Source organism: Zoogloea sp. (genome assembly GCF_041911615.1).
In the GTDB taxonomy this organism is placed as follows: Bacteria; Pseudomonadota; Gammaproteobacteria; order Burkholderiales; family Rhodocyclaceae; genus Zoogloea.
In genome coordinates, this window is sequence record NZ_JAYROR010000002.1 from 15433 (window position 1) to 29726 (window position 14294).

Consider the following 14294-nt stretch of genomic DNA (forward strand, 5'->3'; position numbering starts at 1 on the left):
AACCGAAATGAGCGCCTTCTTCATCACTGGCACCGATACCGAGATCGGCAAGACCTTTGTCACCTGCACCCTCCTCCACGCCGCCCGCGCCCGCGGCCACCGCGCCGTCGGCATGAAGCCCATCGCGGCCGGCGCCGAAATGGTGAATGCAGAATTCATCAATGAGGACGCTGCCCGCATCCGCGCCGCCGGCAGCTTCGATCCGGGCCTCGCCCTGCTCAACCCCTACTGCCTCGCCAGCCCGATTGCACCGCACATCGCCGCCGCCGAGGAGGACATCCGCATCGATCCGCACAAGATCCTCGATGCCTTCGCGGCGCTGCGCAGCCAGGCCGACGTGGTACTGGTGGAAGGTGTGGGCGGCTTTCGCGTGCCCCTCGGCGACGACTACGACAGCGCCGACCTGGCCCGCGACCTCGGTCTGCCGGTGATTCTGGTGGTCGGGATGCGCCTCGGCTGCATCAATCATGCCCTGCTCACCGCCGAAGCGGTTGCCGCCCGCGGGCTGCAGCTCGTCGGCTGGATCGCCAATCAGGTCGATCCGTCCATGCTGCGCTTCGAGCAGAATCTCGACGCCCTGGTGGCGCGGGTGCCCGCGCCGCTGCTCGGGGTGGTGCGCTTCCAGCCCGACGGCAATGCCGCCGCGGCTGCGGCCGACGTCCGCCTACCGGACTGACGGCCGTCGCTGGCGAAGCTGCTCGAACAGGCAGACGCCAGCAGCCACCCCCACATTGAGCGACTCCATGCCGCCCGGCATCGGAATCACCACTCGCCGCGTCGCCAGGGCCGCCACCGCGGGCGACAGCCCCTGCCCTTCGGACCCCATCAGCCAGGCCACCGGCCCGCGCAGGTCGAGGTCGTAGAGCTCGACTGCCTCGCGCAGATCGGCCGCGAGGATCGCCCCGCCGTAACCGGCCAGGGCCGACGCCGCCTCGACGCCTTCGTGGAGGCGCAAGCCGAAGTGGGCCCCCATCGCCGCCCGCAGCACCCGCGGCGACCACGCCTGCGCGCAGCCCGGCGTGAGGAGCACGTCCGCCACGCCCACCGCCGCCGCCGTGCGCAGGATCGTGCCCAGGTTGCCCGGGTCCTGGACCGCGTCGAGCACCACGCAGTCGGCATCCAGCGCCATCGGCGCCGGCGCCGGCGGCACCGGAAGCAGCGCCAGCACGCCGCTCGGCGCATCCACCGGGCTCACGTGGGCAAACAGACGATCGGGCAATTCGAGGCAGATTTCAGTTGGACAGGCGGCCAGCAGACTCGCGATCTCGGGCTGCATACGCCCACTCTCGCTCACCACCACACGGCTCGGTCGCACACCACGCGCCAGCGCCACACCCAGCAGATGGGCACCGTCGAGGAGCGTCTCGCCGCTCGACCTGCGCGTCCGCGCCGAAGTGGCGAGGGCGTGCAGGTGCTTGACCGTCGGATTGTCGCGGGAACTGATCTGCTTCATGCTCAGAAAGCCAGGCCGAGGGTGGCCAACAGCACCGTCAGCGCACCGAGCGCCAGATTCAGACCGACCCGCTGACGAATCTCGCCGAGCGCCTTGGCACCCTGGGCCCAGCTCTCGGCGGTCACCGCCCGCTGCAGCGCACGCCACGGGCCGAACCAGATGCTGGCGAAGATCGCCGCCATCACCAGCCCGATGGCGGCCATCGCGTGCCACGACCGGGGCGCCTGAGCGAAACCCACTTCGAGCAGCATCGCGAATCCCGACCCGACGATCGCCGCGATGGCCACCCAGACGATCGGGAAAAAGCGCGCGAAAACCCGCTGCCACAGACTCAGCCGCTCGGCCGGCGCCAGCGCGAGCGCGGCCGGACGCAGGCACAGATGGGCAAAACTCATTCCGCCGACCCACACGATCACGCCGAGCAGATGCACACACAGCAACAGGTGATGAAGTTTCATCGGCAATCCTCGTCGGTCCACAGGGGGGGGTTGGCGATCACGTCGCGCACCGGCCCGAAGCTCGTACGGTAGATCTCGCAGGCGCCGTGGGCGCGCAGCGCCGCCAGGTGGGCAGCCGTCGGGTAGCCCTTGTGAGCCGCGAGGCCGTACTGCGGATAGCGAACGTCGAGTTCGCGCAAGCGCGCGTCGCGGGCAGTCTTGGCGAGAATCGACGCGGCGGAGATTTCGGCCACCAGCGCGTCGCCCTTCACCACCGCTTCGCAAGGCAGGTCGAGGTGTGGGCAACGGTTGCCATCGACCAGCACCCGCGTCGGCACCCGGGCCAGCCCGGCCACCGCCCGCTGCATCGCGAGCATCGAGGCGTGGAGGATATTGAGACGATCGATTTCGGCAACGCTGGCCTCGGCGACGCACCAGGCCAAGGCCTTGTCGCGGATCTCGACGGCCAGCGCATCACGGCGCTTCTCACTCAGCTTCTTGGAATCGGCCAATCCGGCAATGGGCCGGGCGGGATCGAGGATCACCGCCGCCGCCATCACCGGACCACAGAGCGGGCCACGCCCCGCCTCGTCGACGCCACACACCAGTTCCATCAGCGCGACCCGCGAAGATAGGGCAGGATCGCCGCTGCAGCCTTGGTGGCCGTGTCCTGACGAAGCTGCAGATGCATGTCGGTGAATATCTTTTCAAGGGCGTCGGCGCGGGTCTTGTCGGTCAACCAGCCATCGAGCGCGTCGGCCAGGGCCTGCGGCGTGGCGGCATCCTGCAGCACCTCGGGCACTACTTCGCGGTTCGCCAGCACGTTGGGCAGCCCGACCCACGGCAGGTACGCCATCCGCTTCATGAGGCGATACGACCACTTGCCGATCTTGTAGGTGATGACCATCGGCCGCTTGAGCAGTGCGGCCTCGAGCGTGGCGGTCCCACTTGCCACCAGCACCACGTCGGCGGCGATCATTGCGTCGTTGGCGTGCCCGAACAGGATGCGAATCGGCAGATCGAGATTGGCATGTCGGCGCAGCGCTTCCTCGAACAACTGGCGCGTCTCGCGGGTTGCCAGGGGCACCAGGAAACGCGCTTCCGGGTGACGCTCGTGAAGCAGCGCTGCGGTTGCAATGTAAGTGTCGGCGAGATTGCGCAGCTCGGATTGCCGGCTGCCGGGCAGGAAGGCGAACACCGGACCTTCGCCGCTGATCTGCAGCATTTCGCGCGCACCGGCGCGGTCGGGCACGAGCGGGAAGACGTCGGCAAGTGGATGGCCGACATAGCTGACCGGCACGCCAGCAGCACGGTACAGCTCCGGCTCGAACGGAAACAGGCACAACATGTGGCTCACCGAGCGCGCAATGCCCTTGAGACGCCCCCGCCGCCAGGCCCAGATCGAAGGGCTGACGAAATGAATCGCCGGGACGCCCTTGTCCTTCAGGCGCCGCTCCAACCACAGACTGAAATCGGGCGCATCGACGCCGATGAATGCGGCAGGCCGATCGGCAAGCAAGCGCTTGAGCAAGGTGCTGCGGATGCCGGACAACTCACGATAATGCTTGAGCGCATCCACGTAACCGTGAACCGCGAGCTTTTCGGCCGGCCACCAAGCCTTGAAGCCTTCGGCCTGCATCTTGGGGCCGCCGATGCCGAAGAACTCGACATCGGGGAGGTGGCGCTTGAGCGCCCGGATCAGGTGGCTGGCGAGGAGGTCGCTGGACGCCTCGCCAGCCACCATGGCGATGCGAACAACCATGGATCAGCGAACGAGGCCACGCCCGGAGTCGGCGATGAAGTCGGAGAACTGTTGCAACTCGGGCGCCGCCTCGGCTGCTTCGGCAATCTGGCGACGCGCCTCATCGAGCGACAGACCGCTCCGGTACAGCGTCTTGTAGGCCCGCTTGATTGCGGCGATGCCTTCGGCACTGAACCCGCGGCGCTTGAGCCCCTCGCTGTTGATGCCGTGGGGGGAAGCGGGATTGCCCGACACGGTGACGAAAGGCGGCAGATCCTGCAGCAGGACGGTGCCGACACCGCAGAAACTGTGAGCACCGACACGCACGAACTGGTGCACGCCGGTGAAGCCGCCAAGGATCGCCCAGTCGCCAACCGTGACGTGACCGGCGAGCGTCGCGTTGTTGGCGAAGATCGTGTTGTGGCCGACACTGCAGTCGTGCGCCACATGCACATAGGCCATGATCCAGTTGTCGTTGCCGACGCGGGTCAGGCCGCCGTCCTGCACCGTGCCGGTGCTGAAACTGCAAAACTCGCGAATCGTGTTGCGGTCGCCGATCTCCAGCCGCGTCGGCTCGGCGGCGTATTTCTTGTCCTGGGGCTCCGAACCAATCGAGCAGAACTGGAAGATGCGGTTGTCCCGGCCGATTCGGGTGTGCCCCTCGACGACGACATGCGGGCCGATCACCGTGCCCTCACCGATCTCGACGTGCTCGCCGATGATCGAATAGGCGCCGACCTGCACACCTTCGGCAAGGCGCGCACCAGGATGAACGATGGCACTCGGGTGGATCGTCATCGCTTGATCGCGCACATGAATTCGGCTTCGGTGGCCACTTCGCCAGCGACCTTGGCGACGCCTTTGAATTTCCAGATGTTACGGATGGTGCGGACGATCTCCGCCTCCAGGATCAGCTGATCGCCAGGCACCACCGGACGCTTGAAGCGCACGTTATCAACCGACGCGAAATACACCATCGCATCCTCGTCGGGCACCGTACCCTCGGTCTTGAAGGCCAGGACGGCAGCAGCCTGCGCCAACGCCTCGATGATCAGCACGCCGGGCATCACCGGGCTGTGAGGAAAGTGACCGGGGAAGAACGGCTCGTTCACCGTGACGTTCTTCAGGCCGACGACACGCTTGCCCTCTTCGAGTTCGAGGATGCGGTCCACCAGCAGGAACGGGTAGCGGTGGGGAATGTATTTCTTGATTTCGTTGATGTCGATGATGCTCATGATTCCTTTTCCCGTGATTCGGTGCTCGCGAGCTTCTTCTCGAGCTCGCGCAGCCGCTCCGCCATCGCGTCGAGGCGACGCAGATGGGAAAAATTCTTGACCCAGTCCGCATGGGACTGCAGCGGCACCATCGATGTGTAGACGCCCGCCTTGTCGATGGTCTTGGTGACGTTGGTGTCGGCCGAGACGGTGACGTCGTCCGCCACTTCGAGATGCCCGGAAAAGCCCGCCTTGCCGCCCACCATGACCCTTTTGCCGACCGTGGTGCTGCCGGCCAGGCCAGCCATCGCAGCCATGATCGTATCGTCGCCGACGCGACAGTTGTGGGCAACGTGGATCAGGTTGTCGAGCTTCACGCCACTGCCGATCACGGTATCGTCCAACGCGCCGCGATCGACCGTGGTGTTGGCACCAATCTCCACGTCGTCACCGAGAATGACCCGGCCGATCTGCGGAATCTTGACCCAGTGCTTGTCCCCATCGCGGGCAAAGCCCAGCCCGTCGGCGCCGATGACAGCCCCCGAATGCAGGATGGCCCGCGCACCGACGATGCAGTCGTCGTAAATCTTCACTCCGGCATGCAGCAGCGACCCGGCGCCCAAGGCAATCCGATCACCCAGCAGGCAACCCGGGCCAATGACGCAGCCCTCACCGATGTCGCACCCCTCACCAACCACCGCGTTGGCACCAATCGACACCGACGCTGGCACGGACGAAGCCACCACGGCGGACGGGTGGATACCCGGTGCGTGCGCCTTTGGCGGGTTGAACAACTGCGCCACCCGCGCGAAATAGAGATACGGATCCGGCGTCAGAATGCGCGCTCGCTCCGTGAGCGCTGCCGCCTTGGGCGACAGAATGAAGGCCGACGCAGCGCTCGTCTGCAATGCAGCGCTCAATCTGGGATTGGACAGGAAGGCGACATCGCCTTCCCCCGCCGCCTCGAGCGACGCAATCTGCCTGACCCGGATGGCCGGATCGCCGACCAGTTCACCGCCCAACCGGGCGACCAGCTCGCCTAGGGTGAAGTCCATCGACGCGAACGCTTACTTGGCTTCGGTCAGCGCCTTGATCACCTTGTCGGTGATGTCGATGCGGGGACTCGCGTAAACGGCTTCCTGGAAGATGATGTCGTACTTCTCGGCCTCGGCGATCTGCTTGATAGTCTTGTTGGCACGATCAAGCACGCTCGCCAGCTCCTCGTTGCGACGCTGGTTCAAGTCCTCGCGGAACTCCCGCTGCTTGCGCTGGAAATCGCGATTCAGCTCGTTGAACTCGCGCTCCTTGTTGCGCCGGTCGCCCTCGGCCATCGTCATGCCGTTCTTCTCAAGCGCTTCCTGCATGCCCTGCAGCTGCTTGGCGATACGCTGCAGATCCTGATCGCGCTTCTCGAATTCCTTCTCGAGCTTCTGCTGGGCCTTCTTGGCGGGCGGCGCCTCCTTCATGACCCGATCGGAATTGACGAACCCGACCTTGACCTCGGCAGCCGCCGTCTGCGCGAACGTGGCAAGCAGAATCGCCGCCAGCGTGGATAGACCGATACCTTTCACCTCAAACCTCCATCTGCACCCGATACGGCTGCAATCAGAAAACCGTGCCCAACTGGAACTGGAATTTTTGCGTCTTGTCGCCCTCTTGCTTCTTGAGGGCCTGACCGAGACTGAACTTGAGCGGGCCAACCGGAGAACTCCAGCTGAACGCCAATCCGGTACTGTAACGCAAATCGGCTGCACTCACCTTGTCATCCACGCCCCACACATAACCGGCGTCGGCAAAGACCGACAGGCGCATGGATTTGTCCTTGCCGCCAGGCATCGGGAAATAATACTCCACGTTCGCCACCGCCCGACGGTTACCGCCGAGCGCCCGGACGTAGCCGTTGCTGTCGGTATAACGCGGACCCAGCGTACTTTGCTGGTAGCCGCGCACCGAACCGATACCGCCGGCGTAAAAGTTCTTGTAGAACGGCAGCTCCTTGCCGTCGTAGCCATGGGCGTAGCCGATATCGCCGTTGAGCATCAGCGCATAGCCGCCACCGAACGGAATCCAGTATTGATGCTGGTAGCTGCCGCGCACATAGCGCATGTCGAGCACCGGCGTGGCCACCTCGACCGAGGCACGCTGATAGATGCCCGACGTCGGGTACAGGAAACTATCCCGCTTGTCCCGCGCCCAGCCGGCGGTCGCGACCAGACTGCGGGCGGTGTCGCCAAAGGTGTTCACGAAGTTCACATATGGCGCAGGACTGGTGTCGTAGACCTTGATCGTGGTCTGATCGACGGCGAGACCAAAGTTGATACGGTCGTCTTCCGCGATCGGGTAGCCGAAACGCAGGCCAGCGCCGATCGACGACGATTTGTAGGTCGCCACCGATAGCGAGGTCGGATCGACGTTGCGCTGATAAATGTCCCAGCCCATGCTGATGCCGTCAATGGTCCAGTATGGGTTGGTGAACGACAGCGCCACCGTCTTGTTGATCCGGCCCGTATTGACCTGAAGGGTCATGGCATTACCGGTACCGAAGAGATTCTGCTGGGCGATCGAGCCCGACAGGATCACCTTTTCCGCGCTCGAGAAGCCCGCACCGAGCATCAGATTGCCGGTCGCACGCTCCTTGACGGTGAAATTGGCATCCACCTGATCGGTCGAGCCCGGCACTGCCGGCGTCTCGATGGCAACGTCCTCGAAATACCCGAGGCGGTCGAGACGCTTCTTGGAGCGGTTGATCGCCGCGCCGTCGTACCACGCACCTTCCATCTGGCGAATCTCGCGCCGAATGACCTCGTCACGCGTCCGTGCGTTGCCGGCAAAATTGATCTTGCGCACATACACGCGCCGTCCCGGATCAACGAAGAAGGTAAAAGCCACCTGGCGCTTCACCTTGTCCACTTCGGGCGCAGCGTTTACGTTGGCGAAGGCGTAACCCTCGTTGCCGAGCCGCTCGGTGATCGCTTTGGTCGTCGCCGTCACACTGTCCCGCACGAATGTGTCGCCAGCCTTCAGCGCGACAAGCTTCTGCAGCTCGGACTCGGGCACCACCATGTTGCCAGCCAGCTTCACGTCGGAAATCGTGTACTTCTCGCCCTCGGTCACGCTGAGGGTGATGTAGATATCTTTCTTGTCGGGCGTGATCGACACCTGGGTCGAATCGATGCTGAAATCGAGGTAACCTCGATTCAAGTAGAACGAACGCAAGGCTTCGATATCGGCCGAGAGCTTCTGCTTGGAATACTGATCGGTCTTGGACAGCCAGGTGAACCAGCCCGGCGTGGTCAGGGAGAACAGGTCAACCAGGTCCTTTTCCTTGAACACCTTGTTGCCGATGATGCTGATCTGGCGAATCTTTGCCGCCTCGCCTTCGACGACGTTGAAATTGACGCCAACCCGGTTCCGCTCGAGCGGCGTAACCGTGGTGGTGATCTGGACCCCGTAGAGGCCCTTCGAAAGATACTGGCGTTTGAGCTCCTGCTCGGCGCGCTCGAGAACGGCACGGTCGAGGATGCGCGACTCAGCCAGCCCCACGTCCTTGAGACCCTTCTTGAGCGGCTCCTTCTCGAACTCCTTGATGCCGACGAAATCGATCTGGGAGATGGCGGGCCGCTCGTCGACGAGAACGATGATCACGTCGTTCTCGACCTCGATCCGCACGTCCTTGAAGAAACCGGTGGCAAACAGCGACTTGATCGCTTGGGAAGCCTTTTCTTCAGAGAACGATTCACCGACCTTCACTGGAAGGTAGCTGAACACGGTCCCGGCTTCGGTCCGCTGGATCCCTTCAACGCGAATATCTTTGACGACGAATGGCTCAAAGGCCAAGGCGGGCGAGGCAGCGAAAAGCGCAGCGATCACCCCGGGGAGGAACTTGGATTTCATCCGATTTCAGCTAGCAACAAGGCGGTTGATGTCGTTGTAGAAGGCAAAAGCCATTAGCGCCGCCAGCAGAGCCATTCCAATCTGCTGACCGATTTCCATGATCCGCTCGGAAACCGGGCCGCCCTTGATGATCTCGATCACATAATACAGCAAGTGCCCACCGTCGAGCACTGGCACCGGCAGCAGATTGAGGACGCCCAGGCTGATGCTGATGAGCGCCAGGAACTTGACGTAATGCGCCCATCCCATCCGGGCGGATTGCCCCGCAAAATCAGCGATCGTCACCGGCCCGCTGAGATTCTTGACCGACACCTCGCCGACGATCATCCGTCCCAGCACGCTCAGACTCATCGCGGCGGTGTCCCAGGTCTGCGCAGCGCCCTTGGCCAGCGCATCAAGCACGCCATAGCGCACCGTGACGAACATCAGGTCGCGCTGGGCGTCGGCGTTCGCCATCGCCACGCCGATGCGACCGATCTGCTGGCCCCTTTCTTCGACGGCCTTGGGCACGAGGTGGACGACGATCACCCGATCGCCACGCAACGCTTCCACTTCGAGGCGCTGGCCGGCAGCATCCCGCACCGTGGCGACCAGATCGCTCCAGGAGTCGATCTGCCGTGCGCCTATGCGCACGATACGGTCGCCGCTCGCGAGCCCCGCGGCCTGCGCGGCACCGTCGGGCGCCAGCTGACCGAGCACCGCCGGCAGCTTGGGACGGAACAACTGCAGCCCCACCTGCGCCGCCACGTCGTTCTGCGCCTGATCCACGTCAACCGCCGCCAGATCCAGCGTCCGGAAGACGATCTCGTCGCGCGCGTTGATGGTCTCGACGGTCACGGTCCGATGTTCAAGTGCGTCGTTAAGCAGGCGCCACCTGAAATCCTGCCAGGTTTCGACAGGCCGCCCGTCGATGGAGCGCACGAGTTCCCCAGCCTGGAAACCGGCGTGCGCCCCCTGACTCTCCGCCACCGGCTCGGCGAGACGCGGCCGCAATTCCTCGACGCCCGTCGAATACAGCCCCCAGTACAAGCCGATCGCAAGTACGAAATTGGCCAGCGGACCAGCCACGACGATCGCGATGCGCCGCCACACGGTCTGGCGATTGAAGGCGCGATGCTGCTCGTTCGCCGCCACCGGCGCCTCGCGCTCGTCGAGCATCTTCACGTAACCGCCCAGCGGAAACGCCGACAGCGCCCATTCGGTCTGATCGGTGCCGAAACGACGCACCCATAACGGCTTGCCGAACCCCAGCGAGAAACGGAGCACCTTCACGCCGCACAGGCGCGCGACCAGATAGTGACCAAACTCGTGAACGACGATGAGGATGCCCAGCGCGAGCAGAAAGGGCAGGACGTAATCCAGCAGACTCATCTCACCCCCGCTGAGTGCGCGAAAACGCCTTGCGCATCGACGTTACCGACAGGATTGACGGACGAAACCGGCCGCCAGTTCGCGCGCTTGAGCGTCCGCCGCCAGCACCGCCTCAAGCGAATCCGCAGCCTGCTGCGGCACGCTGTCCAGGGTGGCGGCAATCACCGCAGCAATGCGATCGAAGCCCAGACCACCCGCCAGGAAACTCTCCACCGCCACCTCGTTCGCGGCATTCAGCACTGCCGGGGCGATACCACCAGCCTCCAGTGCCCGATAAGCAAGGGCCAGACACGGGAAGCGCTCGAGATCGGGCCGTTCGAAATTGAGCTGTCCCACCGCAAACAGGTCGAGGGGCTTCACGCCGGCATCAACCCGCTCGGGGTAGGCCATGGCATGCGCGATCGGCGTGCGCATGTCGGGATTGCCAAGTTGCGCCAGCACGGAACCATCGACATAGGCCACCATCGAGTGGATGACGCTCTCGGGATGTATCACCACTTCGATCCGCTCCGCCGGCGCACCGAACAACCAGTGCGCCTCGATGACCTCCAGGCCTTTGTTCATCATGGTTGCCGAATCGACCGAAATCTTCCGGCCCATCACCCAGTTGGGGTGAGCACAGGCCATTTCCGGCGTCACCGCAGCCAGCTCGGCAAGCGGCTTGCGCCGGAACGGACCACCCGACGCAGTCAGCAGGATGCGCGTCACTTCGACACCATCCACGCCTTGGGTAAAACCGCTCGGCAGTGCCTGGAAGATCGCGTTATGTTCACTGTCGATCGGCAGCAGGGTGGCGCCATTGGCAGCGACCTCCTGCATGAACAGTGCGCCCGACATGACCAGCGCTTCCTTGTTGGCCAGCAGGATGCGCTTGCCGCTACGCGCAGCCGCCAGGGTCGGTACCAGGCCGGCAGCACCCACGATGGCAGCCATCACCATGTCGACCTCCGGCGCGGACGCCACCGCAACAAGAGACGCCGCACCGGACAGCACCTCCGTACAGCATCCGGCCGCATCCAGTTGCCCCTGCAGGCGCAGGGCATCGTCGGGCCGATCGACGACGGCATAGGCCGGCCGGTGCTGCAGGCACTGCGCGAAGAGCTTGTCCACCTGACGATGCGCGGTCAGCGCAAAAACGCCGTAACGCTGTGGATGACGGGCAACCACATCGAGCGTGCTGACACCAATCGAACCGGTCGCACCGAGAACGGTGATGAATTGCTTGAACTGAGACATGACTTATCGGGCCAACCAGAGGGCTACCAGACCGGCCAGCGGCAGGGTGGAGGTCAGACTATCGATGCGGTCGAGAATTCCGCCGTGTCCGGGCAGCAGGGTGCCGCTATCCTTGATGCCTGCCTGCCGCTTGAGCATCGACTCGAAGAGATCGCCGATGATACTGACCGCAGTGAACACCGCCAGCGCCAGCACAGCGATCGGCCCGCGCGGACCGTCGAGCAATCCATGCCCAACAGAACCGATGCAGATCAATCCGTAGATCACCACACCGACCAACGCGCCGTAGGCCCCTTCCCAGCTCTTGCCCGGACTGATGTTCGGTGCCAGCTTGCGCTTGCCGAAGGCGCGCCCGGTGAAATACGCGGCGATATCGGCCATCCAGACCGCCGCCATGACGCCCAGCAGAAGCCAGGGACTCGGCAGGCGCAAATGGGCCATCGCCAGACTCGGCGGCACCAGCAGGACCAGCCCGACTAGGGCAGCAGTGCGATTTCCGGGCATTACCCAGCGCTTGCGCAGCCAGAAAGGCACACAGGCGATCCAGAACAAGGCACTGGCGCCATATAGCGGAACCAGTCCGAACGGCGCAACGGTATCGTCGCGATGAAGCCCGGCAACCATGCCGCACGCCAGACACAGCAGCCCCAGCAACGCTGCATACGCCCGGCGAGGGCCGGCCGAAAAGCCGACCATGCCGCCCCACTCCGCGGCGGCCAGCGCGCACACGATGGAAACGAAGGCCAGCCAGCCAAGCGCTGGCAGGAAAAAAACCGCGCCGAGGAGGCCCGCGAGAAGGAAGAGCGCGGTGATGACCCGCGTTTTAAGCATGGCCGGAGTCGGCAGCACCAGCGGCGCCGCCGGTCACCTGCTCGCTGGTACGGCCGAAACGCCGCTCGCGGCCCTGATAAGACGCAATGGCCTGATCGAGTTCGGCCTCGCCAAACTCGGGCCACAGCTTGTCGGTAAAATACAGCTCCGAGTATGCAAGTTGCCAGAGCATGAAATTGCTGATGCGCTTCTCGCCGCCGGTGCGAATGAAAAGATCCGGCTCGGGACTGAAGCTGAGGGCCAGATGCGACGCCAGATCGTCCTCGGAGAAACCGTCGGTGCGACCGGGCGCGGCGGCCATCATCTTCTCGACGGCCTGCATGATGTCCCAACGCCCACCGTAGTTGGCGCAGATCGTCAGGTTCATCTTGGTATTGCCCGCCGTGAGCGCTTCGCCATCGCGAATCAGATCGACGAGGCCTTGATCGAAACGACCGAGATCCCCAACGACGCGCAGACGGATGTTGTTGCGGTGGATACGCTCGATCTCCGCCTTCAGCGACTTCACGAACAACTGCATCAGGAAAGACACTTCGTCCTGCGGCCGACGCCAGTTCTCGGAACTGAATGCGAAAACGGTCAGAAATTCCACGCCCCGATCGAGGCAGGTGCGGATGACCTCGCGCAAGGAATCCACGCCCTTGGCGTGTCCGGCAACGCGCGGCATCAGACGCTTGCGCGCCCAACGGCCGTTGCCGTCCATGATGATCGCGATGTGCCGCGGAACCTGCGCAGCTTCGGGCACGCTCCGGGTCGAGCTGGTGAACGGCAAGCGCACCATGGTTATCTCCGCCTGGGACGAGGAGCAGAAGTCAGATTCGATCCGAAGATCAAATCTGCATCAGTTCCTGTTCTTTCTGTGCGAGAAGCTTGTCGATTTCGACGACGGCCTTGTCGGTCAGCTTCTGGATGTCGTCCTGGGCACGACGCTCGTCGTCTTCGGAGATGGTCTTGGCCTTGACGGCGTCCTTCAGCGAACCGTTGGCATCGCGACGCAGATTGCGAACGGCGACCTTGGCACCTTCGCCTTCGTGCTTGATGACCTTGATCAGGTCACGGCGACGCTCTTCGGTGAGCGGCGGCATCGGAACGCGAATCACATCACCCTGCGATGCGGGATTCAGACCGAGGTCGGAGTCGCGGATGGCCTTTTCGACCTTTGCGATCATCGGCTTTTCCCACGGCTGAACGCCGATCGTCCGGGCGTCGATCAGGGTGACGTTGGCCACCTGATTGACCGGCACGGGACTGCCGTAGTAATCGACCATGACATGATCCAGAAGACCGGTGTGAGCGCGGCCGGTTCTCACCTTGGCGAGATCGAGCTTGAGCGCCTCGATGGTCTTCTGCATCTTGGATTCGGTAGTCTTCTTGAGTTCCGGGATCATCGATTCAACCTCAGCAATAAACCAGCGTACCTTCGTCCTCGCCCATCACGACGCGTTTGAGCGCGCCACTCTTGAACAGACTGAACACGTTGATCGGGAGACGCTGGTCGCGACACAGGGCAAACGCTGTCGCGTCCATCACCGCGAGATTGCGGGCAATGGCCTCGTCGAACGAAATCCGCTGGAAGCGGGTCGCGGACGGGTCCTTCTTCGGATCGGCGGTGTAGATGCCATCGACCTTGGTCGCCTTCAGCACGATGTCGGCGCCGATCTCGGAGCCGCGCAGGGCCGCTGCGGTGTCGGTAGTGAAGAACGGATTGCCGGTACCGGCACCGAAGATGACGACACGCCCTTCCTCGAGGTAGCGGATCGCCTTGCCACGGATGTAGGGCTCGACAACCTGATCGATGCGCAGGGCCGACTGGACCCGCGCATTGACGCCCGCGGCGCGGAACGCGTCCGCGAGCGCCATCGCGTTCATGACGGTGGCCAGCATCCCCATGTAGTCGGCCGTGGCGCGATCCATGCCGGACGCAGCCCCCGCCATTCCACGAAAGATGTTACCGCCACCAATCACGATCCCGATCTCGACCCCCAGACGGGTCACTTCGACCACATCGCGAACGATACCGGAGACAACCTCCTGGTTGATGCCGTAGGCGTCGTCGCCCATCAGGGCTTCGCCCGAGAGCTTGAGGAGAATGCGTTTGTAGGCGGGCTGGCTCATCG

Annotated in this window: 16 protein-coding genes; 1 reads left to right on the forward strand and 15 read right to left on the reverse strand. The window is 63.9% G+C overall.

What is annotated here, in order from left to right; translation table 11 throughout:
* Nucleotides 1–7 precede the first annotated feature (7 nt).
* Nucleotides 8–676 (forward strand): dethiobiotin synthase, encoded by a 669-nt coding sequence (gene bioD / locus ACE3P2_RS00440; RefSeq protein ID WP_374259609.1) that lies wholly within the window; start codon nt 8–10, stop codon nt 674–676.
* On the opposite strand, the gene ACE3P2_RS00445 is transcribed toward bioD, so the two are convergent.
* Genes ACE3P2_RS00445 through pyrH form a run of 15 tightly spaced genes read right to left on the reverse strand, consistent with a single transcriptional unit; the run spans nt 665 to nt 14292 of the window.
* On the reverse strand, nt 665–1453 hold the full coding sequence (locus ACE3P2_RS00445; protein ID WP_374259611.1) for a TrmH family RNA methyltransferase: 789 nt from the start codon (nt 1451–1453) through the stop codon (nt 665–667). The genes bioD and ACE3P2_RS00445 overlap by 12 nt on opposite strands.
* A 2-nt stretch (nt 1454–1455) precedes the next feature.
* Nucleotides 1456–1911 carry a CopD family protein gene (locus ACE3P2_RS00450; RefSeq protein ID WP_374259613.1) on the reverse strand — a complete coding sequence of 152 codons (456 nt, stop codon included), beginning with the start codon at nt 1909–1911 and terminating at the stop codon, nt 1456–1458.
* Nucleotides 1908–2504: a ribonuclease HII gene (gene rnhB / locus ACE3P2_RS00455; RefSeq protein WP_374259616.1), complete on the reverse strand. Its 597-nt coding sequence runs from the start codon at nt 2502–2504 to the stop codon at nt 1908–1910. The genes ACE3P2_RS00450 and rnhB overlap by 4 nt, the downstream gene beginning before the upstream one ends.
* The gene (gene lpxB, locus ACE3P2_RS00460; protein ID WP_374259618.1) at nt 2504–3652 is read right to left on the reverse strand and encodes a lipid-A-disaccharide synthase; all 1149 of its coding nucleotides are present in this window, start codon (nt 3650–3652) and stop codon (nt 2504–2506) included. The genes rnhB and lpxB overlap by 1 nt, the downstream gene beginning before the upstream one ends.
* 3 nt (nt 3653–3655) lie before the next feature.
* A complete protein-coding gene (lpxA, locus tag ACE3P2_RS00465; protein WP_374259620.1) occupies nt 3656–4429 on the reverse strand; it encodes an acyl-ACP--UDP-N-acetylglucosamine O-acyltransferase in 774 nt (257 codons plus the stop codon).
* Entirely contained in the window at nt 4426–4860 is a 435-nt protein-coding gene (gene fabZ / locus ACE3P2_RS00470) for a 3-hydroxyacyl-ACP dehydratase FabZ (RefSeq protein ID WP_374259798.1), read from the reverse strand. Before fabZ ends, lpxA begins: the two co-directional genes overlap by 4 nt.
* A 2-nt stretch (nt 4861–4862) precedes the next feature.
* Complete coding sequence (gene lpxD / locus ACE3P2_RS00475) at nt 4863–5900, reverse strand: UDP-3-O-(3-hydroxymyristoyl)glucosamine N-acyltransferase (protein ID WP_374259623.1); 1038 nt, start codon at nt 5898–5900, stop codon at nt 4863–4865.
* Nucleotides 5901–5912: 12 nt separating this feature from the next.
* Entirely contained in the window at nt 5913–6416 is a 504-nt protein-coding gene (locus ACE3P2_RS00480) for an OmpH family outer membrane protein (protein ID WP_374259625.1), read from the reverse strand.
* Between the two features lie 34 nt (nt 6417–6450).
* Entirely contained in the window at nt 6451–8739 is a 2289-nt protein-coding gene (gene bamA, locus ACE3P2_RS00485) for an outer membrane protein assembly factor BamA (RefSeq protein WP_374259628.1), read from the reverse strand.
* Between the two features lie 6 nt (nt 8740–8745).
* Nucleotides 8746–10110, reverse strand: coding sequence for an RIP metalloprotease RseP (gene rseP / locus ACE3P2_RS00490; RefSeq protein ID WP_374259631.1), 1365 nt, complete (start codon nt 10108–10110; stop codon nt 8746–8748).
* A gap of 42 nt (nt 10111–10152) precedes the next feature.
* Nucleotides 10153–11346, reverse strand: a complete 1194-nt coding sequence (gene ispC, locus ACE3P2_RS00495) for a 1-deoxy-D-xylulose-5-phosphate reductoisomerase (protein WP_374259634.1) — start codon at nt 11344–11346, stop codon at nt 10153–10155.
* 3 nt (nt 11347–11349) lie between these two features.
* Complete coding sequence (locus ACE3P2_RS00500) at nt 11350–12177, reverse strand: phosphatidate cytidylyltransferase (RefSeq protein WP_374259800.1); 828 nt, start codon at nt 12175–12177, stop codon at nt 11350–11352.
* On the reverse strand, nt 12170–12958 hold the full coding sequence (uppS, locus tag ACE3P2_RS00505; RefSeq protein ID WP_374259636.1) for a polyprenyl diphosphate synthase: 789 nt from the start codon (nt 12956–12958) through the stop codon (nt 12170–12172). Before uppS ends, ACE3P2_RS00500 begins: the two co-directional genes overlap by 8 nt.
* 49 nt (nt 12959–13007) lie before the next feature.
* The gene (gene frr / locus ACE3P2_RS00510) at nt 13008–13565 is read right to left on the reverse strand and encodes a ribosome recycling factor (protein WP_374259638.1); all 558 of its coding nucleotides are present in this window, start codon (nt 13563–13565) and stop codon (nt 13008–13010) included.
* 10 nt (nt 13566–13575) lie between these two features.
* Nucleotides 13576–14292, reverse strand: a complete 717-nt coding sequence (gene pyrH / locus ACE3P2_RS00515) for a UMP kinase (protein WP_374259641.1) — start codon at nt 14290–14292, stop codon at nt 13576–13578.
* Nucleotides 14293–14294 lie beyond the last annotated feature (2 nt).